The following is a 26,458-nucleotide window of genomic DNA, read 5'->3' on the forward strand; positions in this document are numbered from 1 at the left end:
GCGCGCCGACCCGACGTGACAAGATTGCCCGACGTGAGCACCCGTAGTTTCGACCCCTCTGCCATGCCCACCGTCACCATGATCGGCGGCGGACAGTTGGCACGGATGACGCATCAGGCCGCGATCGCACTCGGTCAGCGGCTGCGGGTACTGGCCGAACGATCCGACGATCCGGCCGCGCAGGTCAGCCCCGATGTCGTGCTCGGTTCGCACACCGATCTGGCCGCGCTGCGCAAGGCCGCCGTCGGCTCGCACGCGCTGACCTTCGACCACGAGCACGTGCCGACCGAGCACCTGGAAGCCCTCGTCGCCGAGGGCGTGACCGTGGCCCCGCCACCGTCCGCCCTGCGTTACGCCCAGGACAAGCTGGACATGCGCGTGCGCCTGAGTGAGCTCGGCCTGCCCGTCCCCGCCTTCACCGCCGTGACCACCCCCGCCCAGGCGACCGCGTTCGGCGACGAGCACGGCTGGCCGTTCGTCCTCAAGGCGGTGCGCGGCGGCTACGACGGCCGTGGCGTCTGGATGCCCGCCGACGCCGCCGAAGCCGAACGGCTGGTCGCCGAACAGCTGGATCGCGGTGTCTCGCTGCTCGCCGAAGCCAAGGTCGATCTGCGCCGTGAACTCTCCGCGATGGTGGCACGCTCGCCCTTCGGTCAGGCCGCGACCTGGCCGGTGGTGGAGACCGTGCAGCGCAACGGTCAGTGCGCGGTGGTCTTGGCGCCCGCCCCCGACCTGTCCGACGAACTGGGTGCGCGGGCGGAGACCATGGCGCTGAACCTGGCGCGTGAACTCGGCGTGGTCGGCGTGATGGCGGTCGAACTGTTCGAGACGAGGCAGGGCGAGCTACTGGTCAACGAGCTGGCGATGCGCCCGCACAACTCCGGTCACTGGGGTATGGACGGCGCCCGCACCGGCCAGTTCGAACAGCACCTGCGCGCTGTCCTCGACTATCCGCTCGGCGACACCACACCGTTGGCTCCGGTCACCGTGATGGCCAACATCCTCGGCGCCGCCGAAGCGTCCGCGATGTCGATGGACGAGCGCCTGCACCACCTGTTCGCCCGGATGCCCGAGGCCAAGGTGCACCTCTACGGCAAGAGCGAGCGCCCCGACCGCAAGATCGGGCACGTGAACGTGCTCGGCGAGGATGTCGCCGAGGTTCGTGAGAAGGCAGAGCGTGCGGCGCACTGGATGTCGCACGGCGTTTGGACCGACGGATGGGATCCGCATGAGTGAGATCGGCAATACCGGCCCGGCGGTCGGGTTGATCATGGGCAGCGACTCGGACTGGCCGACCATGGAGGCCGCCGCCGAGGCACTGGCCGAATTCGGCGTTCGTTTCGAGGTCGGCGTCGTCTCCGCCCACCGCACCCCGCAGCGCATGCTCGACTACGCCCGCCAGGCCGCGGGCCGCGGTGTGCGGGTGATCATCGCGGGGGCGGGCGGTGCGGCCCACCTGCCCGGCATGGTCGCCTCCGCGACCCCGTTGCCGGTCATCGGCGTGCCCGTCCCGCTGAAGTACCTCGACGGCATGGACTCGCTGTTGTCCATCGTGCAGATGCCCGCGGGCGTGCCCGTGGCCACCGTCTCCATCGGCGGCGCGCGCAACGCGGGCCTGCTCGCTGTGCGCATCCTCGCCGCCGCCGATCCCGCGCTGCGCGCCCGCATGGAGCGGTTCCAGGCGGATCTCGAGAGCATGGTGCTCGACAAGGACCGCGCTCTGCGCGAGAAGCTGCTCGGCTGAAGCCGGAGTTCGTGGCGGCCCGGATCCGAGATCGTCCGGATCGGGACGGGGGACGGTGCCGGTATCGCGTCAGCTCGTCGATGTGAACGGCGATGGGAGCTCGGCGGGCCGGAGCGCGTTTCCGGGACAGGCTACTGGCAGGTCGGCTCGTTCCGTGGGCCGTGCCGCTCGCGTCAGCCGATACGGTGGTTCGGTGGCGAGTGCGGAGAATTCCCGGGTACGTCCCGGGGTGACGGGGGTGGATCCGGCGCGGTTCCGGCTGACCGTGGTGGACGTGGCGCTGCGGCTGTTCGCGGACAAGGGCTACGAGGCCACCACGGTCGACGAGATCGCGGAGGCCGCGGGCATCTCGCGGCGTACGTTCTTCCGGCAGTTCCGTTCCAAAGAGGACGTGATCTTCGCCGACCACGAGGCGCAGCTCGTCGCCGCGTCCGCGTTCCTGGAAGCCGCGCAGGGGGATCCGTGGGATGCCGTCTGCGAAGCGGTGGTGCAGGTCTTCGAGCGCTTCACCCAGTGGCGCGATATCGCCGCGCGCCGGTACCGGGTGGTGCGCCGGGTACCCGCCCTGCGCGAACGCGAGATCGTCACGGTATTCCGCTACGAACGGCTGTTCACCGACTACCTGCGTGATCGGCTGCCCGACTCGCCCGATCTGGCGCGTGTGCAGTTCACCGCCGCGGTGACCGCCACCCACAACTACCTGCTGCGCCGCATGGTGCGCGGGGAGTCCGACGCGGGCGCCGCCGATCTGCGTCAGGAGCTGGCCTCGATTCCGCGCGGGCACGAGCGCGAGCATGCCGCCGACGAACTCGTGGTGGCGGTGTTCCCTCGCGATATGCCCACGCGCCGAGTTGCCGATCTGCTCACCCGCAGGCTGGGTACGCTGTGAAGCGATAACCACCACTGCCTGACACTGAGTGCCAATACGTATCCCCTAGTGTCGCCCTTGGTCGGGTGCGCGCTTCGCGGTAGGATGGCACCGAGTGCCGATGCGTTGACCCCGATACCCAGGAGTGTGCCCGATGGCGGGAAACCCCGATTTCGACCTGTTCAAGCTCGAGGACTTCCACGACGAGCTGCGTGCGGCCATCCGTGCCCTGGCGGAGAAGGAGATCGCGCCGCACGCGAAGGCCGTCGACGGTGAGGCCCGCTTCCCCGAAGAGGCGCTGACCGCGCTCAACGCCGCCGGCTTCAACGCCGTGCACGTCCCGGACGCCTTCGGCGGCCAGGGCGCCGACTCGGTCGCCACCTGCATCGTGATCGAAGAGGTCGCCCGCGTCTGTGGTTCCTCCTCGCTGATCCCCGCGGTCAACAAGCTCGGCACCATGGGTCTGATCCTCAGCGGTTCCGAGGAACTCAAGGCCAAGGTGCTGCCCGACATCGTCAACGGCGAAATGGCCTCCTACGCGCTGTCCGAGCGCGAGGCGGGCTCCGACGCCGCGTCCATGCGCACCCGCGCCCGCCAGGAGGGCGACGACTGGATCCTCAACGGCTCCAAGTGCTGGATCACCAACGGCGGCAAGTCCAGCTGGTACACCGTGATGGCCGTGACCGACGCCGACAAGGGCGCCAACGGCATCTCCGCATTCATGGTCCACAAGGACGACGAAGGCTTTGTCGTCGGCCCGCTCGAGCACAAGCTCGGCATCAAGGGCTCGCCCACCGCCGAGCTGTACTTCGAGAACTGCCGCATCCCCGGCGACCGCATCGTCGGCGAGCCCGGCACCGGCTTCAAGACCGCGCTGCAGACCCTCGACCACACCCGCCCCACCATCGGCGCGCAGGCCGTCGGCCTGGCCCAGGGCGCCCTGGACGCCGCGCTGGCCTACACCAAGGACCGCAAGCAGTTCGGCAAGCCGATCGCCGACTTCCAGAACACCCAGTTCATGCTCGCCGACATGGCGATGAAGATCGAGGCCGCCCGCCTCATGGTCTACACCTCCGCGGCCCGCGCCGAGCGCGGCGAGAAGAACCTCGGCTTCATCTCCGCCGCCGCCAAGTGCTTCGCCTCCGACGTCGCGATGGAAGTCACCACCAACGCCGTTCAGCTCTTCGGCGGCGCGGGCTACACCACCGACTTCCCGGTCGAGCGGATGATGCGCGACGCCAAGATCACCCAGATCTACGAGGGCACCAACCAGATCCAGCGGGTCGTCATGTCCCGCGCCCTGCTCAAGGGCTGATTTCTCCAAAGCCGAGGCGCTTCGGTCGGTCCCGGTACGCATCTCAGGCCGCCTCCAGGCCGTCAGCCGTACCAGGCCGCCGAAGCGCTTCATCCAACGCCGTCCGCGCACGCTCGAAGCTCGACGGCACCAGATGCGTGTGTGTGCGTAGGGAAGGGCCACATTTCGACTAGGGCGTGTGTCGAAGTGAGTTGATGGGGTGGTACCGCTCAGCGGTGCCACCCCATCGCTGCTTGTGGTCGAAGCTGTTGTCTGCGTTGGCATATGTGTGAGGTCTCCGGTAGTTCGGGTTAGCGACCAAGCAAACCTGAATCAGAGCCGGAGACCTCGTGACCAGCGTAGCGGTGTCACACCGAACGAAGTGGAGTCGGAATGGTTCGATCGGAATCAGACAGCGCGAGATGACCAAAATTTCGCTGTCCGAGAAGTCTCCGGCCCCTCAGTAGACTGTCGACTCGGAGTGTGCTTTCTGCACCAACGCCACGAGTTCCTTTGCCGTTACCCCGTTTCCGGCAATGGTGTGCCGTGAACGGATGTCATGCGTACTCCCGTCCGAGTCATACACAGATCCACCACTTTCACGCACGATGACCGTGCCCGCAGCGATATCCCAAGGATTGTTCGACAAAATCACGCACCCGTCAGTGCTGCCATCGGCTACGCAGGCAAGATCGAAGGCGGCGGACCCGAACATCCTGATCCGCTCCGCCCGGGAAGCCAACAGCCCGGTCAGTGACAGTCTCGGGCGGTTTCGCTCCACAGCAGCGTTCCCGACCGCATAGTCTCCCATGGAAACTATTGACTCGGAAAGTTTCGACGCATTACCTACTCGGATCAAATTACCGTTTCTGAAGGCGCCCATTCCGATTGCCGCGTAGTACTCGATGCGTAATGCGGGCATTGCGATAACGCCAATGGTCGGCTCGTTGCCTTCGAACAGTGCGAGTGATATCCCGAAGAGCGGGATGCCGTGAATGAAGTTCGAAGTGCCGTCTATGGGATCGAGTGCCCAGAATGGGTCATGATCTCGACCGGCTTGGCCGCCCTCTTCGCCGAGAAATGCAATGTGTGGAGTTTCAGCACTCAGCAACCGTCGGATATGTTCTTGCACTCTGATGTCGATATCGGTTACGAAATCTCGGTCTCCTTTCGTCGTTACCGATCCGACGGCGGCCGAATCGACTATGGAAACTCCGCTCTTCACCGCACGACGTGCCGATTCGAGCAATGATTCCCTAGTGATATTCACCCACGGGCTCCGTTCCCTTGGTCCACATTTCTTCAAATACTGTGGCGAAGGTCTGAAAGGTGCCTTCGCGTTCACTTCGCTTCGATACGAACGTCGGTGACTCCAGGCCGCGGTCGAATGGCAAGTATGGCTGCATTATGCAAATTTCTGAGTTCACTATACAAATGTTGAATCGGACCGGTGCATCGTAGACGCGGATTTCGATCCGCCCGCACATTTCCTCTGTCCAGTTCGACCGGACTCGTTGCAGCATACGGATGTTCAGCTTCGTCAGGTTGACCAGCGCTCTACGTGCGTGGCCTTCCTCCCGTTCCCGCTCGGCGATGTTCAACCCCTCCGGGTCGAGGAACAGGCATCGCATTTTTGTCCCTTCCTGCATCAAGCGCAGCACTTCGCTATCCGAACACTGCTGGCACAGGATATTCAGAGACAGCCCTACCAGATCAATCGTTCTGGCGTCCCGAAACATTTCCTGCGGAGGATTAACTCTCAAGAAGTCGCCTCGTCTGGCGAATACGCGTTCGATGTCCGACATTGCGTCGGCGCGCACCTCGGTCGGCCGCACGACGGCCCGTCTTCGATCCGATAAATCCATGCCCTCCTTGTAAGTCGAAAACAGTTCCGCAACCGTCCATCCGGGAAACATATTCTGAAGTATTCGACAATGGTGCGGGTATGGAATAGTGGAAATATTTCCTGAAAGCCATCGATAGAACTGCGCTTTCTTCGGTCCGACTCCGACGGACTCGGGGGCGATCTTCGTCGCTATTGCGTCATATTCACGATTGAATGCGGAAACTGTCTGAAGGTGTTGCTGCTGAAGTAGAGCCTTGAGCACTGTTCCCATGTCGTACCCCTCGTCATCATGTGCCCTATTCGGCCGATTGTATCTGTGATGAGCCATAGAAGACACCAGATCGGACCTCGAAGCGTGCAGATAAGACACGCCTGGCGGCGCGGTGATACCGCGCGAGGCGACAAGGTTGTCAGCGATATGGCGCAGACCCGGCCGAAGTTGAACGACCAAGCCGATTTGTCCGCGAAACCCACTGATACACCGGCTATAAGGAGGAACGCATGCGGGACAGCCGCGGCGCGCCGAAGTCTTGGAGAGAGTCGCATCCGCTGTTCGTTCCCGGGCCGACAAGCCGTCCCTGGGGCGGGTTGGGTCATCGTCCGGCCCCGGTGACCATCACATCGCGAGGCGGTGGAGTCGTCAATCCGGCTGTGGTGGCTCTTGATTCACCGAAATCCCGGCGTGAGTTCCACCAGTTGGTGTGCGGACTGGACGCCGTTGTGGATCCCGGCATCGGCCGGATCACAGATCGCGTCGGCCGATCGGCGCCGAGATCATGCTCGGTTGCTTCGGGGCGCAAAATCCGCGCCGAAATGGACCGGGCACACGCCGGCCCCGCCACCAACTGACCGCCCACGACGGGTAGTGAGCCGAAGGTCACCGCCCCTCCGGGCCACTACCGGCACCATTGACAAACTCAACGAAGGGAGCACGGCCATGTCCCGTGCGGAAATCCCTGTCCACGTCGACAGAGACACCACTCTGCGCGTCAAGATCCATGACGCATGTGGCCTGACCTGCACCTTCTGTCACAACGAGGGGACACCCGTCGCCGCCGACAACCGCGACCGTGGGGCCGGTGACTTCCTCGCGACCGGTCCCAGCGGACGCATGTCGATCTACGCCCTCACCAACGGTGCGGCATTCCTGCCCGCGCCGGTCCCTGCCACCGACAACTTCGCCCACGCACTCACCACACTAGGGGCGGCCCTCGAACTCACAGAGTTGCACCTGACCGGCGGCGAGCCGACCTTGCACCCAGCCGTCGCCACCCTGACGAAGATCGCCGTCGATGCGGGGTTCCGCGTCGGCATGACTTCCAACGGTGAACGCGGCGAACGCGTCATCCCCGATTGCGCTGCCGTAGGGCTGGACCGGGTGAACTTCTCCATTTTCGGCACCACCGCATCCGAACTCGCTGAAGTCCAGCACACCCGCTTTCGGAATCCCTCCCTGGCCCAGCGCAAGATCGATGCACTCACACGGTCGATCTCCGCCTGCGAGACACACGGCGTCAAGGCCAGTGCCAACATCGTTGTCCCCGACCACACGCATGCCCCACGAGTACACCGGCTGCTCGATGAGTTCTCGCCGAATCTGACAGTGCGGCTGCTCATGTCGCTCGACCGCGGTGACACTTCCCGTCAGGCGATCGAACGCATCCTCGCTGACCGGGAAGCCGTCGCCGAAGCGCACTACATCACCGCCGGAGGCTCCAACTCCCGCACCGCCTACCGGTTGCCCGACGGACGGCGCATCTTCTTCAAACACATCCGTCCCGTCCGATTGCCGCACACCTGCGCTGGATGCCGGTTCAACAACCGAACCGACTGCGAGGAAGGGTTCTACGGGGTCCGTCTCTACTACGACAGAACCGGCACCTGGCAAGTCGGTGTCTGCATCCAGCGCATGGACCTGTGCCTACCCTTGGACGAGTTCCTGACCAGCCCCCTACGCGCCGAAGTCCTCGCACTGCGAGAACACGAATACGCCCGGCTCACAACCTGCCGCGTCGGACAGCCTCACGCCAACGTCAACCCACAAGGAGCACCTGTGCCGATCGAGCACGAAGCGAAAGTCCTCGACGTCGACCCCGCAACCATCGAATGTCGCATCCTGGACAAGGGAGGCCGCAAACTCGGGGAACGGTTGATGCGCCGCCACGTCTACGACATCACTCCTGGCGTCGAGGGGAAATGGATCAGACTCCGCGACGACGGGAACCGCACCACCCTTGCCGTCAAAGAGATCACCAGCGACGCCATCGACGGCACCCACGAGGTCGAAGTGACCGTCGACGACTTCGCCACCACCAACGCCCTGCTGGTGATGCTCGGCTTCTCGGCGAAGTCCTACCAGGAGACCAAACGAGTCAGCTTTACCCTCGACGGCGCGGAACTCGAACTCGACACCTGGCCCCGCATCCCGCCCTACCTCGAGATCGAGGCCCCCACCAAGGCCGACGTGATCCGTGTCGCCGAACTTCTCGGCTACCACGAAGCCGATCTCACCGGTGAGAACACGATCAAGATCTACGCTCGCCACGGGATCGACCTGAACACGATTCGAGAACTGCGGTTCTGACCTCGCGTCAGCCGGCGATCACTGACCGATGCGGATGCCCTGTCGCCGTGTCCTATTCCGCGTCGGGTATCCGCCCTTCGACCAAGGCGTCACCGATCTCGCTCTGCGGGCCTGGACCTGGTCCTGTCGAGCAACTGCACGTCGAAGCCAGGGGTCTCGTTGTTGGAAAGGTCGTCAAAGAGGGCCTCAGTGAATAGTTTCCGCACCTTGATCAGCCTGTCAATGAAGTTGCCCAGTCCTGGCGCCCTCTCCGTGGCTACTTCGGCAGTCGCCGGTGGTGCTACCGATTCCGGGTACCGCCGACATCGATCACCTCGAAATGAACGTCTCGGTCGGCTGCTGATACACCAGTCGGCCTCGACCAAACCGGCCGCCGCCACGTCGGCCTCGTACTGATTCGGCCCACGGATACCGGCCACAGGCCGCGTTGATCGAGCCGTGCTCGCCGACTTCAACACCGCGCCTGTGCTCCGTGCGCAACGGGGCTATTTGTCGCGCAGAAATTCGCAGCGTACTTCCCAACTCTCTTGTGTCCAGAGGATCTGAGATGCCTGTGTACGAAATGTATCTGTTCCTGGCGGTCCTCCCGCTGACAGCGTTCGGCGTGTTCGTGCCGTTTCTCGCCGGTACCCGGAAGTCGGCCGCGCCGATCCCATTGCAGCCCAACAATTACCGTGACGCAAAGGGAAATTCGTTCGACCTCGGCGGTCGGACTGATGCCCGGGTGTGTGTCGGACAGGTCGACCGCACGACCACCCAATTCGGCGAAAAGCCGCCGACCGCGTACTCGTCCACCAGGCACCTCGATCGCGCTGCCCCCAGCAAATGCCCCGTCGGTCGTGGCTCACCACCGGATGTCGACAACGCGTCGCGTGTACCGCTCTACACCGACCAATTCGCCTCCGACCCGCACGCCGCATACACCCGGATGCGAGCACAATTCGGGCCACTGGTACCGGTCTGGCTGGCTCCCGGAGTTCCAGCGACGTTGGTAATCGGCTACTGGACCGCACTGAAAATTCTCAACGATGCCGAGCACTTCCCCGCCGACCCCAGTTCCTGGCAGCGTGATGTTCCCCGGGGCTGCCCCGTTCTGCCGATGATGGAGAAGCGCCCGAATGCACTGCGCAGCAGCGGCATCGAACATGCGCGATATCGCGCAGCCAACGTAGCCGCTCTGGGGCGCGTGGATCTGACCGCTCTGCACGATGTCGTCGAGCGCAGTGCCGTGCGGTTGATCGGCGGGTTCAGCAGTGCGGGCCGCGCCGATCTGCTCGGCGACTACGCGCGCCCGCTGGTCTTCGAGGTGATCGGCGAGCTGATCGGGTGCGACCCCGACATCAGCGAGCGGGCTGCCGCCGGTATGGCGACGATGTTCGACACCACCACCGATGCGGTGAGGGGGAACCGGCTGGCGGTAGCGGCGTTGGGTGAACTCGTCGCCCGCAAACGTGCTCGGCCGGGGGAGGACATCACGTCCTGGCTGCTCGCGCATCCGGCCGGTCTGGACGATGCGGAACTGGTCCACCAGCTGTTCACCCTGTATGCGGCGGCGAGTGAGCCGTTGACGAATCTGATCGTCAACACGGTGTCGTTGATGACGAGCCGCCCGGACTTCGGGGGCCGGGTCGTCGCGGGCGAGGTCTCAACCCGTGACGCGCTGAACCATGTGTTGTTCCGTGATCCGCCGTTGGCGAACTTCTGCATGTCCTACCCGCGCCAACCGCAACTCGTCGGCGGCACCTGGCTGCCGGCGCATCAGCCGATCGTGATCAGCCTGGCCGCGGCCAACAACGACCCGGCCGTGATGGGCGGCAACATCTTCGGCAACGAGTCCCATCTGGGCTTCGGTGCGGGTCCGCACCGCTGCCCCGCACGGGCGCTGGCCGAGCTGATCGCCGGTGACGCGATCGATCAGCTCCTCGACGTCCTGCCCGAGATCGAACTGGCAGTGCCCGCGGACCGGCTGCGCTGGCGGCCGGGCCCGTTCCATCGGTCCTTGGAAGCGCTTCCTGTCGTTTTCGCTCCCGTTGCGTCATTGTCCGTTCCGGCCGCCCGCTGAAAGTCAGGCAATCCCTCATGACCGATATACATTCCGCCCCCGCCTCTTCTCCCGCTGCTGCTCCTGTCGTGTTGGATGTCACCGGCACCGACATCCCCGGCGAGGCCATCGCCCTGCGTGACCGAGGGCCGTTGGTCCGGGTGGTGCTGCCCGGCGATATCCACGCCTGGGCGGTCACCGACCCCGAGGTGCTCAGGCAACTGTTCACCGACTGGCGAGTCTCCAAAGACGCCCACCAGCATTGGCCCGCATTCCGCTCCGGTGAGGTGCCCCCGGACTGGCCGTTGATCACATGGGTGTCGGTGCGCAACATGTTCACCGCCCACGGCAAAGACCACCACCGTCTGCGCAAACTCGTCGGGCCCGCCTTCACCGCCCGCCGCGTCTTCGCCTTGCGCCCGCAGATCAAGATGATCATCCGCAGGCTGCTCGACGATCTCGCCGCCCGACCCGACGGGACGGTGATCGACCTGCGCGAGGACTACGCCACCCAAGTGCCCTTGCGGGTGATCACCGCCCTGATGGGCGTGCCCGCCGACCTCCAGCCACGACTGCGGGTGTGTGTCGCCGAGATCTTCTCCACCAGCCCGCGCCGCGACCCGTCGACCACCTTCACCGAGCTGGTCGACACCCTGACCCTGTTGGTGGCGCGCCGCCGCATCGAGCCCGGTGCGGACATGACCAGCCTGCTCATCAGCCACCGCGACGCCCACGCCGACCGGCTCAGCGAAGAAGAACTCGTCCACACGCTGTTGCTGGTGATCAGCGCCGGCTACGAGACCACCGTCAACCTGATCGACCGGGCCATCCATCAGGTGTTGACCCGGCCTGAGCTACTGGCGCAACTGCGCGTCGGTGCTGTGACGTGGTCGCAGCTGATCGAAGAGTGCTTGCGGTACGCGCCGCCGGTGCCGAATCTGCCGCTGCGCTATGCGGTCACCGATATCGACATCGCGGGCCAGCGGATCCAAGCCGGGGACGCGATCCTCGCCTGCTTCGCCGCCGCTAACCGTGACCCGCACCTGCACGGCCCGCATCCCGACGTCTTCGACCCGGCTCGCCCGAACACCGAGCATCTGTCCTTCGGGTACGGGCCGCACTACTGCCTCGGCGCACCCTTGGCCCGGCTGGAGGCCATCGAAGCACTACCCGCCTTGTTCGGGCGGTTTCCCGATCTGACACTCGCTGTCGAGCCGGGGGAATTGCGGCCGCTGCCCAGTTTCGTATCCCACGGACACCAGTCCCTGCCCGCGTATCTGGACCGACCGCGCGACCCGGGAGGGCCCCACCGTGGCCGCTGACACTCCGCCGATCTGCGCCGTCGTCCCGCTCGAACGGGCACCCAGCCTCCGCACCGCCGCCGACGAGCGCCGCCACGACAACCCGCACTGGCCCACACGATCACCCGAACACGCCGCGAACGCGCTGCAGCTCCACGGTGGCTGTGCGTGGCACTGCTCCACCAAGCTCGCCGCCCTCCTGGTGAGCAGGAACGACTACCAGTACTTCCGCGAACGCGGCCGGATCGAAGGAAACGCATGGGCACCCATCGCTCTCGGACTGCTGAACCTCACCGTCAGCACCGCACCCGACACCGACCGCCACACACTCGTCGAACTCGCCGTGGCGCACGGCTGCACCATCACCCAGGTTCTCGACATCGACGAAGACACCTTCATGCCCACCACGCTCATCATCGACAGCGCCCACAAGATCCGCGCCACCACGATCCTGGCCCCGAGCATCGAACACTTCGGGACAGCGACCAAAGCCCTTACCCTGGCAGCCACGCTGGTCGTGCCCCGAGCCGTCATTCCCCAGGTTCGGGGCTGGAACCCCAATCCCTGACCTGGCAGGACGACACGGTAAGGGTGCAGGAGCGTGAGCGGCCGGCTTTCTGTCAGTCAGCGGACGTTCAGGCAGCAATCTCAACCGCTGTCTGGCCATGGTGGCCCGACTCACCAGCCTCTCCAAGGCCGACTGCGGTCAAACACGCCGCCACACCAACTAACGGCGGCGATCAGTTCACTGGAATCAACCCGCCGAGGAAACCAAACACCGACCCACCACCGCGATCACCACCGACTGAAACCAACCCCTGACCAGCCGCAGCGCTGTTGCGCGCCGGGTTCCGAGCCGGCCCGGAGGCTCTCCAGAACGACCACGTCCGGGTAATCAAACCCCTGCGACCAACGGCGGCCACCTTCAGCCGCAGCCAACGTGTAGAGCATCAGTTGATCCACGACCAACCGCTACGTGAGTAGTTGCCGAAACTCGCCATATGAAGTCAAGGCGCCCCGGCGGCGCTGCGCGCCGCCGGGGCGCTACGATGCGCAGCGCGGCTCCCAAACAGCACGGTCGCCGCGGCGGGTAGGTCGCGTCGGCGGCACACCGCACCACCGGAAACGCAGATCCCTTCCAGCTCTAACCGCCAGCCTTCCGCTCCAAGGCTTTCATGGGCTGCCGCACGAGCTTCGCTCGCTTGCCACATGTACCACTTGCCGGGCCCCGCGGGATAGCACCGCCCGTAGTCTCCGATCAGCCCTGCAAGCCCGTTCGCGCCTCAGATATGAATCTCAACATCGAAATCTTGCAGAATCCGCAGAATATCGGCGCCGTCGATGATATTTATACGATCATCCGATGGTGACCATGGGCGTCTGGAGATTCGCGTTGGAGCTATCACGATGATGCCGTCGATAGTTTTGTTGGCGTTTAGAATGGCGCGGAGACCGCGCACGAGTTTTCCAGGGTCTCCCCCGGACGGCATCAGCACTACCCCGACCACCCGTCCTGAAGAATCGCGTGCAATTGTATCCAGGCCGAAATTTCGGGGGATAAGCTTCGGGTCCAGGAAGGACTGCAGCCCAAGGGTGCCCAGAATGGTCTCCGCAACATAGGGGAACATTCCAGGGCCGACGCGAGCTAAATCGTGCATTGTCGAATGAGCATTCAAAACTATCTCATCGCTGTCCACTTCCTGCTCCTGAATTTCGGAGATCGCTTCATCCGAGATGGCGGAATTAAGGTGTTCGCGTATGCCCTCAAGGAACTGGGTGAGTGTCACGATACGGATCGAGTGCCCGGTCTCTTCATAGATTTCCTGCAGCAACTCGGGATGTGGCTCCACCGGCTTCTTGCTCGAATCCAGAACCCACCAGTCTTCTTTAACATCACTGGTGACAAACATGATCCGATCTCCCTTTTCTACCGGGCGTGTTGCAGCATAGTCGAGTAACTGTCGCCAAACCAGGTAGTCACCTGATCGGCGGAGGTCTGTGTCTTTATCCGACACGTCCGCAAAACCGGGTGGAATGTTGTTCGGGTATCGGAAATTCATGGCGTACTCGACGTGCGTTCGCAGCTTCTCCGGAGAGTAAGGTAGCCCAATCCGGCCGGTGAATAGAGCAGCCAAGCGGAGGTGAACCGGATCCGAGTCCAAGTCTTTCGGGCCTATTCCGATCTCCCCCTCAAGGGCATCCAACTCGGAAAGAGCAGGCGCAAGAATGCCTTTTATCTTGGCCGTCAGGGCGTCTAGGCCAATGCCTGCTTCGGCAGGAGACCACTCCCTTGCGGATCGATTCTTCTCACGCAACTTGGTAAAACTCGACAGAGCTCGATCAAGTGTCGCGATCGCGTCCGACTCGGCCTTTTTAAGCGCACTCCTATGTTGGGAATATACCGCCTTGCGGCCGTACACGGCCTCTCTTCTGTTCCTGTTGAACTCCAAGGCGACCTGATGCGGTATCCATAGGTCGGTGTGGATTTTTTCTAGATTATTAAGAATCTCGTCACGCGTTGAGTCGGAAACTCGATATAGATCCAGGAGGGCATTGGCGTCAAAAACGATCAGAGCTTCGCGGAAGTATGCACTACTGTCCTGCTTCGTCGGACGAGCCCACGGCAAGTAATCGTTAATTAAGTGCGCCACTTTGAATTTGCTCTGAGTTGGTCGCCGAATCATGGGACGGATAATACATTAGTTCAGCCAACTTTGATGTCATCTGAACTGAGGACGGGCTCTTCGACGCGTAGAAGGCTCAACTAAGGTTACTCCGACGTTGCACTGCTGCACGGCCTCCGGCCGCGTAGCCCCGCTGAGTGGTGGCCTGCATTGTGTTCCCGCTCCCCTCCGGCCTCAAGAGCGCTGCGCGTCCCGACGGGATGGGCAGCGCCCACTCTTGACCCCGGAGCCTCTACCCGAGAAGGGCGGGCCCTGTGAGGGGCAGGCAGGCACAGCCAGCCCGCCGTCAGGCGCAAGCCACCACCCAGCAGGGCCAGGCCGCGGTCCAGTCCGCCGCACCGATGACACAGAAGTGACACAACAGCGGCGGACGGACCCGGCTCGAGGCGGACCGGATCATCGAGTCGTCACAGCTCACCGACCAGCCCGATACAGCCGGGACAGGGGCTTACCTGCCTCCGGAGCAGACGGCCGAGCGCACGAGTCAGGCCGTCTCCAGGCCGTCAGGTGCCAGAAACCACGCAGAACGCATGAGAACCCCCCTGAGAGGCATTCCAGCAGCTCAGGGGCAGTATTTCTGTCATCATCACAGTTCAGTCGGAACCGGCCGATAGATCACCCAGATCTACGAGGGCACCAACCAGATCCAGCGGGTCGTGATGTCGCGCGCCCTGCAAGGGTAGTTCTCCGGCTTCGCCGACGCCAAGGGGCGGCGTATGGTCCTTGGCCGCTATCCGTTCTTGCCGAGCGCTTCCATAGTGGCTCGATACTCGGCCTCCGCTGCCCGGAGCATCTCCTGAGCGGCCTTCAGATTCTCGTTCTCGCCCACCAGATCCGCGTGCGCCCGCTGGATTGCCGCATGCTGTTCGGACAGCTCCTGCAGGATCGCCCCCGCCTGCTCGGCGATGTCGAGGCGTCCCTGCATGCGCGCCAAGGCGATCGTCTCCACCGCGAACTCGATCAATTGCTCGGTTTCGCCGTTGCTGAGCAACTCCTCACCGGCGCGTATCTGATCTTCCGCGTCGGTCGAGATGTCCGTGGTGGATGGGTTCGTCATGCCCGCCATCCTGCCGTGCCGATCCGGTAGCGACGAAATGCGGGGGCACGTCGGCGATTCGCGTCCCAGATCTTGCTCCGACCGGGATCACCTGGCCAGGAGATCGGCGTATTCCTGGTGCTCGGCGATGTACTTGTCCACGTACCAGCAGGTCGGCAGCACGGTGTACCCGGCGGTGCGGGTCTCGTCGAGGGCGAACTCCACGACCTTGCCCGCGATGCCCTGGCCGCGGAACTCGGGGAAGGTGACCGTGTGGTTGAAGTCGCGGACCTTGGTGTCCTCACGCTCGGCGTAGTCGGCGTACCCGGCGAGGGTGTCGTCGACGTAGATCTCGTAGCGCGTGTCGGCGGGGTTGTGCTCGAGCCTGGTCGTCATAGTCGGATTCAACCGCGTGCCGGAGCACGATGTTCCCCGGGGCGGGCGGCGGGCGAGTGATCAGAGGATGGCGCCGGGGTTCAGGATGCCGTGGGGGTCGAGGGCGTTCTTGATGCGTGCGGTCAGGGCGATGACCTCGGGGCCGACCTGGTCGGGCAGCCACGCCTTCTTCAGGCGGCCCACGCCGTGTTCGCCGGTGATCGTGCCGCCGAGAGCGATGGCCAGGTCCATGATCTCGCCGAAAGCCTGGTGCGCGCGGGCTGTGTTCGCCGGGTCGGCGGGATCGTGAACGATCAGGGGGTGGGTGTTGCCGTCACCGGCGTGGGCGATGACCGAGACGGTGACGTCGTTGCGGGCGGCGATGGCGGCGATGCCGGAGACCAGCGCGCCGAGGCGGGGCAGGGGCACGCCGACGTCTTCGAGCAGCAGCGGGCCGATCTTCTCCACCGCCGGAATCGCGTAGCGGCGGGCGGCGGTGAAGGCCTCTCCTTCGGCCGGGTCGTCGGTGTGGAAAACCTCCGAGGCGCCGGCTTTCTCGCACGCCCGCGCCATGATCTCGGCTTCCCTGGCGGCGAATTCACCGGGAGCGTCGGAGCGGGCCACCAGCAACGCGGCGGCGGCGCGGTCCAGGCCCATACGCAATTCGTCCTCGACGGCGTTGATGGCGACCCGGTCCATGAATTCCAGCATCGACGGTCGCAGTTCGCCGGTGATGGCGAGAATGGCTTCGGTGGCCGAGTCCAGCGTGGCGAAGCTCGCGACCACGGTGGTCTGACGAGGCTGTGCGGGCAGCAGCCGCAAGGTGAGTTCCGTGATGACGCCGAGGGTTCCCTCGCTGCCGACGAACAGCTTGGTCAGCGACAGGCCCGCGGAGTCCTTCAGGCGCGGACCGCCGAGCCGGACCGGGGTGCCGTCGGCGAGCACCACCTCCATGCCGAGGACGTAGTCGGTGGTGACGCCGTACTTCACGCAGCACAGACCACCCGCGTTGGTGGCCGCGTTGCCGCCGATCGAGCAGATCTCGAAGGACGACGGGTCGGGCGGATACCACAGGCCGTGGTCGGCGACCGCGCGCTTGACCTCGGCATTGAGCAGTCCGGGCTGCACGACGGCGGTCCGGGTCACCGGGTCGACGGTGATCTCGCGCATCCGCTCGGTGCTCAGCACCAGCCCGCCGTCGAGCGCGGTGGCCCCGCCGGACAGGCCCGAGCCGGCACCGCGCGGCACCACCGGAACCCGGTGTTCGTGCGCCCAGCGCAAGGTGGCGACCACGTCGGCGGTGCCGTGCGCGCGCACCAGGGCCAGCGGTTGCCCGGCAGCCGGGTCCTTCGCCCAGTCCTGCCGGTAGGCTGCCAGCAGATCGCGATCGGTGTGCAGGGCGCCTTCGGACAGCGCGGCCGCGAGCTCGTGCAGATCCACTCCGTCACGCTACCCCGGTCGGAGCGGTATCCCGGGTGGATTTCGGCAGCGTGAATTTCGCCGCCCGGAGTGGTTTTTCCCTCGCGTCCGGGCAACAATCTGTTCGGGTGCGGGCGTCGCAGGCAGGGTCGTTCACCGGCGAGGCCGCTCGCGGTCGGGGCTGATGGCAGACAACACCGAGGGAGGGCTCGACCATGCGCACCGAAGGACAGGACGCCCACGATCTCGTGGCCGCGGCATTCGCCGACGAATTCGACGACACCGCAGTCGATCTGGAAGTTCTGCGGCGCATCCACAGCGGAGATTTCACCCGGTGGTCGGCGGCGCTGGAAGGATCCGGGCTGTTCGACAAGCAGGCCCTGGAGCGGATCGTGGCGCGCTGGCGCGAGAACCCGGAATCGCTGATCGGCGCGCTCCTCGCCGACGCCGACGACGTGACCCGCCGCCGCTGGTCGATGGCGTGGTCGGGGCTGGATCGCCCGGAGCCACTGAGCCGGATCGGCTGATCCGCATCGGCGTCGACCACCGCGAGATCGACCACCGCGAGCGGAAACGGCGAGCAGGCGGGTGGCCGAACCAGCCGAGGGCGGCCGAATCCGGCACGGTGCTCAGCGCAACAGCTCGACCGACGGCCCGTCGACCACCACGACCTCGTCGTCGTTCAACGCCCAGTGCGCGACACCGGCCGCTCGATACTCCTCCGCCAGCCGGGTGCTCGCGCCGTCCGGATCGGTCGGCGAATCCACGTGCGGCACGATCCGCCGATCGACGAGCCCGAGCCCGTCCCACTGCGGCTCCACCCCACAGGCCGGCGACACCTCGGCAGGATCGTCGATCGACTCGATGCCGTGCAGATCCGGGGTCAGCAGACAGGCCCCCGCGCTGTACCCGGCGTAGACCAGGGCGTCCTCGGCGAGCAGTGCGGGCAGCACCCGATCCGCGCCGCTGCGAGCGAATTGCGCCCGCAGCACGAAGGTATTGCCCCCGCGCACCCACACCATCGGGAATCCGCGCAGTGCCGCGTCCAGCTCCTCCGGACGCCCGGCGTAGTCGCGCAGATCCAGCACCTCGGGCGCGTAGCCGTGGCGGCGCAGCGGGACCAGGTCGCTGGTGACCGCTGCCTGCCAGGCGGCGGGCCAGGCATCGCAGGCGTTCGGGATCACCGCCACCCGGCCCGGCTCTCCGACGAGCCGGGCCAGCCGGTCGGCGTGCCTGCCGAACCGATAGGAAGCCAGGAACAGGCGCACGACCGCCCGATCAGATCGTGAAGGCCAGATTGCGGACCAGTTGCAAACCGAGCTTCTCCTCGCCCGCGAAGTCGATCTCGCCGAGATGATCCTCGAGAGCCACCCGGCCACCGCCCAGGCGCACGAAAAGCCCGGAGTCCAGGGTGATCTGCACCGTGGGCGGCTCGGCGAAGCTCTCGACGAAGCCGGCGCGCTCGGCGACCTCTATCCGCAGGGCCCGCGCGAGTTCGCCGGTCAGCACGAACTCCACCCGCGACCCGGCGGGTGCCTTGCCCAGCTTGGCGACCACGCGGGGGATCGAGCCCGCGAACTCCACGAAGGCCCGCTCGCCGCGCGTACCCCCCACGGCGACCCGCACGCCGAGCGAATCGGCGATATCGAGTTCGTGCAACCAGCAGTCGAACAACCGCACGCGCATGAAGCGGGCGTAGGGGACCTGGCCGATCGGCGAGATAGTCGGGGCGGCCCATTCGGCGTCGGTCATGGCGGCCAGTGCCGCCCGGCGACGGTCGGTGACCTCGCGGTAGAGCGCGAGCAGGCGGGTGCCGGACAGCGAGCGCAGCCGGTCGATCCAGATCTCGTTGAGCACGGCGGTCTCGTTGCGCACGTGGGGCAGGTCGTGCACATCGGTCTTCGGGCGCTCCGGATCGTGCGGGGGCGGCTTCTCACCCAGCAGCCAGGACTCGGTGCCGACCACATGGGCGACGATGTCGAACACCGTCCAACCCGGCAGGATCGACGGTGTCCGCCAAGCGGACTCGTCGAGACCGGCGACCAGATCGTCGATGGCCTGCCACTGCTGGGACAGCAGTGCGGTCAGTTCGCCCTTGTCCAGGGTGGGATCGGCGATCGTGGAGTTCGTGTTCTCGCTCGTTTTCGCGGAGTCGCTCAACGCTGGGTTCCTTCCTCTAGTGCTGCCAGTCCCGTCCGGATCGCGGCGGCGGTGGATTCCGGATCGTGCGGTCTGCGCAGCAGCAGTCCTTTGACGAGGCCGAGTTTGTCGCCCCGGCGGCGCGGAATCACGTGCAGGTGCACGTGATCGACGGTCTGGAAAGCGGCGCGGCCGTCGTTGACCACCAGATTCGCGCCGTCGGCGGCCAGTCCACCGCGGCGCACGGCCTGCGCCAGGCGATGGCCCGCGCGGAACATCGTCGCCCCCAGATCCGGATCGAGATCGGGCAGTTCGGCGGCGTGTCGTTTGGGGACCACAAGGGTGTGCCCGCGCGTGATGGGCCGGATGTCGAGGAAGGCGACCAAGGTCTGGTCCTCGTAGACCTTGGTGGCAGGCGCGGTCCCGGCCACGATGCCGCAGAAAACGCAGTCGTTCACACCCGCGACCCTACGGTGTGCCGCCCCGCCGGGACAGTCCCGCCGCAAGGAAACGGACGGTGAACGCTGTGGGGGCGGGGCGACTTCGGAGCGCCCTGTGACGGGCATCTCAGCTAGGCTCACCGCAGGCCGGGTATGGTTGCGAGGATTTCAGGCGAAGTTACTCGTGGGTAACTTCGCCTGGCCGTCATCAGGTGGTTCCGGCCACCACGAGCAGGAAGTCTGACAAGTGGAGACAACGCAAAACGTGGGAGATTCGTCCCCGCGCGGAGCGCGTGTCGGAGTCGTTCGCGAAACCAACGCGGGCGAACGACGTGTCGCATTGGTGCCCAAGATCATTCCCTCCCTGGTGAAGCAGGGGGTGGAGGTGATCGTGGAGGCCGGCGCCGGACACGGAGCGCTCATTCCGGACGAGGCTTTCGTCGCCGCAGGCGCGGTCATCGGTGACCCGTGGTCGGCCGATGTCGTGGTGAAGGTCGCACCGCCGGGCGACGCCGAGGTGGCGAAACTGTCGAAGGGCCAGACCCTGATCGGCTTCCTCGCCCCGCGCAACGCCGACAATCAGATCGAGGCGCTGAAAGCGGCGGGCGTGCAAGCCTTCGCCGTCGAAGCGATCCCGCGCATCTCGCGCGCGCAGGTGATGGACGCGCTGTCCTCGCAGGCGAACGTGGCCGGATACAAGGCCGTGCTGCTGGCGGCCTCGGAGTCGACGCGCTTCTTCCCGATGCTGACCACCGCCGCGGGCACCGTGAAGCCGGCGACCGTGCTGGTGCTCGGCGTCGGTGTGGCGGGTCTGCAGGCACTGGCCACGGCCAAGCGTCTCGGTGGGCGCACCACCGGCTACGACGTGCGTCCCGAGGTCGCCGATCAGGTCCGCTCGGTCGGTGCGCAGTGGCTCGATCTCGGCATCGACGCCGCCGGTGAGGGCGGCTACGCCCGCGAGCTCACCGAGGACGAGAAAGCCCAGCAGCAGCAAGCTCTCGAAAACGCCATCAAGGGTTTCGACGTGGTCATCACGACCGCGCTGGTACCCGGCAGGCCCGCGCCGCGTCTGGTCACCGCCGCCGCCGTCGAGGGAATGAAGCCCGGCAGCGTGATCGTCGACCTGGCGGGCGAGACCGGCGGCAACTGCGAGCTCACCGAGCCGGGGAAGACCGTCGTCAAGCACGACGTCACCATCGCCTCGCCGCTGAACCTGCCCGCCACCATGCCCGAGCACGCCAGCGAGCTGTACTCGAAGAACATCGCGGCCCTGCTGGAGTTGATGCTGTCCGACGGCGAGCTCGCCCCGGATTTCGGCGACCAGGTGCTCGCCGATTCCTGTGTCACACGTGAGGTGGACGCCTGATGTATACCGAACTGCTGGCCAATATCGCGATCCTGGTGCTGTCCGGGTTCGTCGGTTTCGCCGTCATCTCGAAGGTGCCCAACACCCTGCACACCCCGCTCATGTCGGGCACCAACGCCATCCACGGCATCGTCGTGCTCGGCGCGCTGGTGGTGCTGGGCAAGATGGAAGACCCGTCCATCGGCATCCAGATCATCCTTTTCGTCGCCCTGGTGTTCGGCACCCTGAACGTGGTCGGCGGCTTCGTCGTGACCGACCGCATGCTCGGCATGTTCAAGGGCAAGAAGCCGGTCGTCCAGAAGGCAGGCGAGTAAACCCATGGACAACCTGGTCAACATTCTCTATATCGTCGCCTTCGCGATGTTCATCTACGGTCTGATGGGCCTGACCGGCCCGAAGACCGCCGTGCGCGGCAACTGGATCGCCGCCGCCGGTATGGGTCTGGCCGTCGTGGCCACCCTCATCTCCATCCGGGACACCGGCAACTGGATCCTGATCATCGCGGGCCTGGTGGTCGGTGTCGCACTGGGTGTGCCGCCCGCCAAGTTCACCAAGATGACCGAGATGCCGCAGTTGGTCGCGGCGTTCAACGGTGTCGGCGGCGGCACCGTCGCGCTCATCGCGTGGGCCGAATTCCTCGACACCACCGGCTTCTCGAACTTCAAGCACGGCGAGGAGCCGACCGTCCACATCATCGTGGGCTCGCTGTTCGCCGCGATCATCGGCTCGATCTCGTTCTGGGGCTCGCTGATCGCCTTCGGCAAGCTGCAAGAGATCCTGCCCGGCCGCCCGCTCGGCGTCGGCAAGCTGCAGCAGCCGCTGAACCTGCTGCTGGCGGTCGGTTCCGTCGCGGCCGCGGTCGTCATCGGCGTCCAAGCCGGCGACGGCGGCGCGGCCTGGTGGTGGATGGTGCTGCTGCTGGTGGTCGCCGGCGTGCTCGGCCTGATGGTCGTGCTGCCGATCGGCGGCGCGGACATGCCCGTGGTCATCTCGCTACTCAACGCGTTGACCGGTCTGTCGGCGGCCGCGGCGGGTCTGGCGCTGAACAACACCGCCATGATCGTGGCGGGCATGATCGTCGGCGCGTCCGGCACCATCCTGACCAACCTGATGGCCAAGGCCATGAACCGGTCCATCCCGGCGATCGTCGCGGGCGGCTTCGGCGGCGGCGGCGCGGTCGCGGCCGGCGGCGGCTCCGGCGAGCAGAAGCAGGCCAAGGCCACCTCGGCCGCCGACGCCGCGATCCAGATGGCCTACGCCAACCAGGTCATCGTGGTTCCCGGCTACGGCATGGCGGTGGCGCAGGCCCAGCACGCGGTCAAGGAGATGGCGGCGCTGCTGGAGGCCAAGGGCGTGGAGGTCAAGTACGCGATCCACCCGGTCGCCGGCCGTATGCCCGGCCACATGAACGTGCTGCTGGCCGAGGCCGAGGTGTCCTATGACGCGATGAAGGAGATGGACGACGTCAACGGCGAGTTCTCGCGCACCGACGTCGCCTTGGTGATCGGCGCCAACGACGTCACCAATCCCGCGGCTCGCGAGGACGCGTCCAGCCCGATCTACGGCATGCCGGTGCTCAATGTCGACCAGGCCAAGAGCGTCATCGTGCTCAAGCGCTCGATGAACTCCGGTTTCGCCGGTATCGACAACCCGCTGTTCTACGCCGACCACACCTCGATGCTGTTCGGCGACGCCAAGAAGTCCGTCAGTGCGGTCACCGAGGAGTTGAAGGCGCTCTAGAAATCCCGTTCCGCGAACCCCGGTTCGTCCCGATCATCGGGGCGGGCCGGGGTTTCGGCTGTCCGGGCTCATCCGCCCAGAGCGCGCTTGCGCTCCTCGATGACGTCCACGGCCTCCGACAGACTCGCGTCGGCTGTTCTGCCTGCGGGTAACTGCGGTGCCGAAACCTCGGCGCGGACACCTACGGCGTCGATGACCGGCGCGTGTCCACCACATCGGCCGACAGCGCGCAGATCAGCACCGCGATCAGCGGCACCACCATCGCGACGGACAGCGGAACCAGTTCGGTCAGTCCACCGATCGACGCGGGCCCTGCCAGTAGCCCGACGTAGCCGAGGGCGAAGACCCGCGACATGTCCGTGGCCGCCGTGCCCGACCCCAGATTCCCGGCGGCGGTGAAGATCTGCGGAACGCTGCCGGACAATCCCAGCCCGCACAGCGCCCAGCCGGTCAGCGTCAGCGGCGTCCACGGCGAGATCATGATCGTGGCCGTGCCGAGGGCGGCCAGCAGCATGCCGTAGCGGACCACCGCTACCGGACCGAATGAGCCGCTCACCCGATCGGCGACCAGCCGCCCGCCGGTCATGGTCACCGAGAACGCGGCGAAGGCCAACGCGGCGGTGGCATCGTCCACACCGAGGCGTTCGCGCATCTGCAGCGTGCTCCAGTCGGCGGCCACACCTTCGGTGAGCAGTACCGCGAAGGCGATCACGCCGAGCGCCAGCACTTTTCGCCCGTGCCGCTGCCGCGCTCGCTGCGTGCCGGGGGCCTCGAACGGATCCACCGCGGGCGGCCCGGCAAGCGTGCCCTCGTTCGCGGGCGTGACCGGGTGCTGTTGCGCCGCGCGGTCATCGCCCACGTGCGCACTGCGGTGCGGGGTCGAGGCGTTCGCGGCCGGGTGCGGCTGTGGCGGGGTGGCGTGGCTTGCGGATTCGGTGGTGCTCGGTGTTGCGGCGCTCGCGGGCGGATCGAGCAGTGTCGCGGGGACCACCGCGACCGTCGAGCCTGCACCGGCTGGGGTCGCTGGGGGTGTCGCCGTGGTGTCGGAGTCGGCGAGCAGTCGTGGCACGCACAGCCCCACCAGCGCCAGACCGGCGACGCAGGCCAGCACCAGGGTCACCCGAAGATCCATACCGGCGCGCAGCGCCGCCGCGCCCAGCAGCGATCCGAGCAGCCCGCCGCCGGAGAACAGCGCGTGGAAGGCCGACATGATGGGCCGCCGGTAGGCCCGTTCCAGGTGCACCGCCTGCGCGTTCATCGACACGTCCAGCGCGCCGTTGCCGAAGCCGAAGCAGGCGAGCGCGATTCCCAGCCCGAGCGGACCCGTTGCCAGACCGGGGCCGACCACGGCGAGCGCGGCGACTGCGGCGGCGGCTCCCACGAGCGCGCGACTGCCGAACCGGTCGGCCAGCGGTCCGGCCACCCGCATCCCGACGATGCCCGCGCCGGCCATCAGCAGAATGAACATGCCGAGCGCGGAGTGGGAGACGCCGGTGCGGTCGGTGACGGCGGGAATGTGCACCACCCACATCGCCAGCAGAAATCCGTTCACGCCGAAGACGGTGAACACGGCGGCGCGCGCGAATCGCAATCCGGTGTCCTGCTGTGCTGTCTCCCCGAAGACTCCCCGCATCTCATCGACGGTACCGAGGGCGACGCCCACGGTCGACGGGGTAGCCGCTCGGCCCTCCGGCGCTCGGCTATCGTCGGCCGGGTGACACAGCCGCCGTATCCCGTGCTCTGGCCGATGCCGACCCGCTGGGCCGACAACGACCACTACGGACACGTGAACAACGTGACCTACTACTCGTACTTCGACACCGCGGTGAACGCCTGGCTCATGCATGCCACCGGCACCGACATCCGGGAGTTGCCCGCTCTCGGAGTGGTGGTGCAGACGTCCTGCCAGTTCACCGGTTCGGTCAGCTTCCCCGACCAGTTGCGGGTCGGCCTACGGGTCTCCCGGCTCGGGCGTTCCAGCATCACCTACGACCTGGGGCTCTACAAGGAAGTCGGCGAGGAACTGGAGCTGTCGGCCACCGGCACTTTCGTGCACGTCTATGTCGACGCCGAGACCCGCAGGCCGATCGAGATCCCCGAGGTCATCCGGGCCGCGGCCGCCGAGATCGTCATGCGGTGACCGTGCCGACCTCACCGAGCAGCGCGGACTGGAAGCGGCGCATCCCCGCCAGCCAGCGGTCGTAGTCGGCGCCCTTGCGCCGGTACATCTCCAGCACCTCCGGATGCGGCAGGATCAGGAACTGTTCGGCGTCGACGCCCGCGACGATCACCTCGGCGACCTCCTCCGGCGTGAGCACGGTCCCGGCGCTGGTGACCGCCTTGATCGCCAGCGCGGCCGCCGCCTCGTCGCCGGGCACCAGCTCGCCCTGCAGCAGCCGGGTATCCACGCCCATCGGGCACACGCAGCTGACCCGCACGCCCTGGTCGCCATAGGCCACCGACAGCCACTCCGCGAACCCGACCGCGGCGTGCTTGGTCACCGAATACGGCGCCGACCCGAGCTGGGTGAGCAGTCCCGCGGCCGAGGCCGTCGAAACGAAGTAGCCCTCGCCGCGCTCGACCCAGCCCGGCACCAGCAGCCGCGCCGCCCGCACATGCGCGAGCACATTGACCTCGAGCGCGGCCGACCACTGCTCGTCGGTGCTGTCGAGGCCGGGCCCACCGCCGATGCCCGCATTGGCGAAATACAGGTCCACCGGCCCGAATTCGGTGTTCGCCCGTTCGATCAGTGCCCGGATCAGCTGCTCGTCGGCCACGTCGCCCGCCATGGCGATCGCGGCGGCGCCGATCGATTCCGCGACGTGCACCGCACTCGCCCCGTCGAGATCGGCGACGACGACTTTCGCCCCTCCCTCGGCGAGCCGGTGCGCGAGTGCCGCCCCGATTCCCCCGCCCGCGCCCGTCACGATGGCCACCTTGCCCGCAATATCCATTACCGCAGGGTAGCTGCGTACGGCTCAGGTCGTCCCGCCGAGGCGTTCCAGCAGCGGTGCGGTGCGCGGGCCGACGAGTTCACGCATGACCAGCGCCATGTCGGTGCGCTCCACGCCGGGAATCTGCAGGATCTCCTCGGCGAGCCGGTAGAGGTCCTCGGCGTCGCGCGCCACGATCCGCACCGTGAGATCGATGCGCCCTGTCATCCCGCACACCTCGGTGACTTCGGGGATCTCGGCCAGCGCGGCCACGATCGGTTCCAGCCGATGCTGGTCGAGCACGACGGAGACGAACGCCGCCAGCGGGTAGCCCAGCGTGCGCGGCCGTACCCGGCGTTCGATGCCCGCCAGGACACCGGTGGCCTCCCAGCGCGCCAGCCGGGCCTGCACAGTGTTGCGGGACAGCCCGAGGCGGGTGGCCAGTTCGACCCCGGTGGCGCGCGGGGTCTCGATCAAGGCGAGCAGCATGCGGGCATCGGTGGCATCGATGGTGGTCTCGACCTCGTCCGAACTGGTCATGCGACGCAGTATGACACCACCGGGACCGTCTCTGTTGCGCATTGTGCACAATCGCGTGTCGATCACTTGCGCAGCCCGCCAAAAGGTGGATGCTGTGAGGTATAGCAC

25 protein-coding genes and 1 pseudogene are annotated in these 26,458 nt (G+C 66.2%); 14 read left to right on the plus strand and 12 right to left on the minus strand.

Annotated elements, in window-relative coordinates; genetic code table 11:
- Nucleotides 1-63: 63 nt before the first annotated feature.
- The 4 genes from IU449_RS17530 to IU449_RS17545 all read left to right on the plus strand — a co-directional run bounded on the left by IU449_RS17530 (nucleotide 64) and on the right by IU449_RS17545 (nucleotide 3,927).
- Nucleotides 64-1,236, plus strand: coding sequence for a 5-(carboxyamino)imidazole ribonucleotide synthase (locus tag IU449_RS17530; RefSeq protein ID WP_195003269.1), 1,173 nt, complete (start codon nucleotides 64-66; stop codon nucleotides 1,234-1,236).
- Complete coding sequence (purE, locus tag IU449_RS17535) at nucleotides 1,229-1,744, plus strand: 5-(carboxyamino)imidazole ribonucleotide mutase (protein WP_195003116.1); 516 nt, start codon at nucleotides 1,229-1,231, stop codon at nucleotides 1,742-1,744. The genes IU449_RS17530 and purE overlap by 8 nt, the downstream gene beginning before the upstream one ends.
- A gap of 193 nt (nucleotides 1,745-1,937) precedes the next feature.
- Nucleotides 1,938-2,633 carry a TetR family transcriptional regulator gene (locus tag IU449_RS17540; protein WP_324188297.1) on the plus strand — a complete coding sequence of 232 codons (696 nt, stop codon included), beginning with the start codon at nucleotides 1,938-1,940 and terminating at the stop codon, nucleotides 2,631-2,633.
- Between the two features lie 133 nt (nucleotides 2,634-2,766).
- Entirely contained in the window at nucleotides 2,767-3,927 is a 1,161-nt protein-coding gene (locus tag IU449_RS17545) for an acyl-CoA dehydrogenase (protein ID WP_195003117.1), read from the plus strand.
- Between the two features lie 439 nt (nucleotides 3,928-4,366).
- Here IU449_RS17545 and IU449_RS17550 read toward each other — a convergent pair whose 3' ends face one another.
- Nucleotides 4,367-5,176: an inositol monophosphatase family protein gene (locus IU449_RS17550; protein WP_195003118.1), complete on the minus strand. Its 810-nt coding sequence runs from the start codon at nucleotides 5,174-5,176 to the stop codon at nucleotides 4,367-4,369.
- Entirely contained in the window at nucleotides 5,163-6,023 is an 861-nt protein-coding gene (locus tag IU449_RS17555) for a DUF5919 domain-containing protein (RefSeq protein WP_195003119.1), read from the minus strand. Before IU449_RS17555 ends, IU449_RS17550 begins: the two co-directional genes overlap by 14 nt.
- 666 nt (nucleotides 6,024-6,689) lie before the next feature.
- Here IU449_RS17555 and IU449_RS29115 point away from each other — a divergent pair.
- From IU449_RS29115 to IU449_RS17580, 4 genes are all read left to right on the plus strand, one after another.
- The gene (locus IU449_RS29115) at nucleotides 6,690-8,336 is read left to right on the plus strand and encodes a radical SAM protein (protein WP_228804799.1); all 1,647 of its coding nucleotides are present in this window, start codon (nucleotides 6,690-6,692) and stop codon (nucleotides 8,334-8,336) included.
- Nucleotides 8,337-8,883: 547 nt separating this feature from the next.
- Nucleotides 8,884-10,398, plus strand: coding sequence for a cytochrome P450 (locus IU449_RS17570; RefSeq protein ID WP_228804801.1), 1,515 nt, complete (start codon nucleotides 8,884-8,886; stop codon nucleotides 10,396-10,398).
- A 17-nt stretch (nucleotides 10,399-10,415) separates the two neighbouring features.
- Nucleotides 10,416-11,699 (plus strand): cytochrome P450 family protein, encoded by a 1,284-nt coding sequence (locus tag IU449_RS17575; RefSeq protein WP_195003120.1) that lies wholly within the window; start codon nucleotides 10,416-10,418, stop codon nucleotides 11,697-11,699.
- Nucleotides 11,689-12,246, plus strand: coding sequence for a hypothetical protein (locus IU449_RS17580; protein WP_195003121.1), 558 nt, complete (start codon nucleotides 11,689-11,691; stop codon nucleotides 12,244-12,246). Before IU449_RS17575 ends, IU449_RS17580 begins: the two co-directional genes overlap by 11 nt.
- 715 nt (nucleotides 12,247-12,961) lie before the next feature.
- Here IU449_RS17580 and IU449_RS17585 read toward each other — a convergent pair.
- A complete protein-coding gene (locus IU449_RS17585; RefSeq protein ID WP_195003122.1) occupies nucleotides 12,962-14,362 on the minus strand; it encodes a PIN-like domain-containing protein in 1,401 nt (466 codons plus the stop codon).
- Nucleotides 14,363-14,976: 614 nt separating this feature from the next.
- Here IU449_RS17585 and IU449_RS29120 point away from each other — a divergent pair.
- Nucleotides 14,977-15,045: pseudogene (locus IU449_RS29120) on the plus strand (hypothetical protein); the annotation flags it as partial.
- A gap of 47 nt (nucleotides 15,046-15,092) precedes the next feature.
- Here the strand turns inward: IU449_RS29120 and IU449_RS17590 are convergent.
- The 3 genes from IU449_RS17590 to IU449_RS17600 all read right to left on the minus strand — a co-directional run bounded on the left by IU449_RS17590 (nucleotide 15,093) and on the right by IU449_RS17600 (nucleotide 17,213).
- On the minus strand, nucleotides 15,093-15,419 hold the full coding sequence (locus IU449_RS17590) for a hypothetical protein (RefSeq protein WP_195003123.1): 327 nt from the start codon (nucleotides 15,417-15,419) through the stop codon (nucleotides 15,093-15,095).
- Between the two features lie 87 nt (nucleotides 15,420-15,506).
- Complete coding sequence (locus tag IU449_RS17595) at nucleotides 15,507-15,794, minus strand: GNAT family N-acetyltransferase (protein ID WP_195003124.1); 288 nt, start codon at nucleotides 15,792-15,794, stop codon at nucleotides 15,507-15,509.
- Between the two features lie 60 nt (nucleotides 15,795-15,854).
- Complete coding sequence (locus IU449_RS17600; RefSeq protein ID WP_195003125.1) at nucleotides 15,855-17,213, minus strand: FAD-binding oxidoreductase; 1,359 nt, start codon at nucleotides 17,211-17,213, stop codon at nucleotides 15,855-15,857.
- A gap of 194 nt (nucleotides 17,214-17,407) precedes the next feature.
- Between IU449_RS17600 and IU449_RS17605 the strand changes: the two genes are divergently transcribed.
- On the plus strand, nucleotides 17,408-17,719 hold the full coding sequence (locus IU449_RS17605) for a hypothetical protein (RefSeq protein WP_195003126.1): 312 nt from the start codon (nucleotides 17,408-17,410) through the stop codon (nucleotides 17,717-17,719).
- A 102-nt stretch (nucleotides 17,720-17,821) separates the two neighbouring features.
- Here the strand turns inward: IU449_RS17605 and IU449_RS17610 are convergent, their stop codons facing one another.
- Genes IU449_RS17610 through IU449_RS17620 form a run of 3 tightly spaced genes read right to left on the minus strand, consistent with a single transcriptional unit; the run spans nucleotide 17,822 to nucleotide 19,789 of the window.
- Complete coding sequence (locus IU449_RS17610; RefSeq protein WP_195003127.1) at nucleotides 17,822-18,460, minus strand: Type 1 glutamine amidotransferase-like domain-containing protein; 639 nt, start codon at nucleotides 18,458-18,460, stop codon at nucleotides 17,822-17,824.
- A gap of 10 nt (nucleotides 18,461-18,470) precedes the next feature.
- Nucleotides 18,471-19,352, minus strand: coding sequence for a maleylpyruvate isomerase family mycothiol-dependent enzyme (locus IU449_RS17615; RefSeq protein WP_228804803.1), 882 nt, complete (start codon nucleotides 19,350-19,352; stop codon nucleotides 18,471-18,473).
- Nucleotides 19,349-19,789 carry an HIT family protein gene (locus tag IU449_RS17620; protein ID WP_195003128.1) on the minus strand — a complete coding sequence of 147 codons (441 nt, stop codon included), beginning with the start codon at nucleotides 19,787-19,789 and terminating at the stop codon, nucleotides 19,349-19,351. The genes IU449_RS17615 and IU449_RS17620 overlap by 4 nt, the downstream gene beginning before the upstream one ends.
- A gap of 229 nt (nucleotides 19,790-20,018) precedes the next feature.
- Here IU449_RS17620 and IU449_RS17625 point away from each other — a divergent pair, with 229 nt between their 5' ends.
- Genes IU449_RS17625 through IU449_RS17635 form a run of 3 tightly spaced genes read left to right on the plus strand, consistent with a single transcriptional unit; the run spans nucleotide 20,019 to nucleotide 22,877 of the window.
- Complete coding sequence (locus tag IU449_RS17625) at nucleotides 20,019-21,137, plus strand: Re/Si-specific NAD(P)(+) transhydrogenase subunit alpha (protein WP_195003129.1); 1,119 nt, start codon at nucleotides 20,019-20,021, stop codon at nucleotides 21,135-21,137.
- A complete protein-coding gene (locus IU449_RS17630; protein WP_195003130.1) occupies nucleotides 21,137-21,451 on the plus strand; it encodes an NAD(P) transhydrogenase subunit alpha in 315 nt (104 codons plus the stop codon). The genes IU449_RS17625 and IU449_RS17630 overlap by 1 nt, the downstream gene beginning before the upstream one ends.
- 4 nt (nucleotides 21,452-21,455) lie before the next feature.
- The gene (locus IU449_RS17635) at nucleotides 21,456-22,877 is read left to right on the plus strand and encodes an NAD(P)(+) transhydrogenase (Re/Si-specific) subunit beta (RefSeq protein ID WP_195003131.1); all 1,422 of its coding nucleotides are present in this window, start codon (nucleotides 21,456-21,458) and stop codon (nucleotides 22,875-22,877) included.
- A 181-nt stretch (nucleotides 22,878-23,058) separates the two neighbouring features.
- Here IU449_RS17635 and IU449_RS17640 read toward each other — a convergent pair whose 3' ends face one another.
- Nucleotides 23,059-24,510 (minus strand): MFS transporter, encoded by a 1,452-nt coding sequence (locus IU449_RS17640; protein ID WP_195003132.1) that lies wholly within the window; start codon nucleotides 24,508-24,510, stop codon nucleotides 23,059-23,061.
- A gap of 114 nt (nucleotides 24,511-24,624) precedes the next feature.
- On the opposite strand from IU449_RS17640, the gene IU449_RS17645 reads away from it, so the two are divergent.
- Nucleotides 24,625-25,017 (plus strand): acyl-CoA thioesterase, encoded by a 393-nt coding sequence (locus IU449_RS17645; RefSeq protein ID WP_195003274.1) that lies wholly within the window; start codon nucleotides 24,625-24,627, stop codon nucleotides 25,015-25,017.
- Here the strand turns inward: IU449_RS17645 and IU449_RS17650 are convergent.
- On the minus strand, nucleotides 25,007-25,831 hold the full coding sequence (locus IU449_RS17650) for an SDR family oxidoreductase (protein ID WP_195003133.1): 825 nt from the start codon (nucleotides 25,829-25,831) through the stop codon (nucleotides 25,007-25,009). The two genes, IU449_RS17645 and IU449_RS17650, sit on opposite strands and share 11 nt — an antisense overlap.
- Nucleotides 25,832-25,855: 24 nt before the next feature.
- Entirely contained in the window at nucleotides 25,856-26,350 is a 495-nt protein-coding gene (locus IU449_RS17655; RefSeq protein ID WP_195003134.1) for an Lrp/AsnC family transcriptional regulator, read from the minus strand.
- Nucleotides 26,351-26,458 lie beyond the last annotated feature (108 nt).

Source organism: Nocardia higoensis, assembly GCF_015477835.1.
Classification (GTDB): Bacteria; Actinomycetota; Actinomycetes; order Mycobacteriales; family Mycobacteriaceae; genus Nocardia; species Nocardia higoensis_A.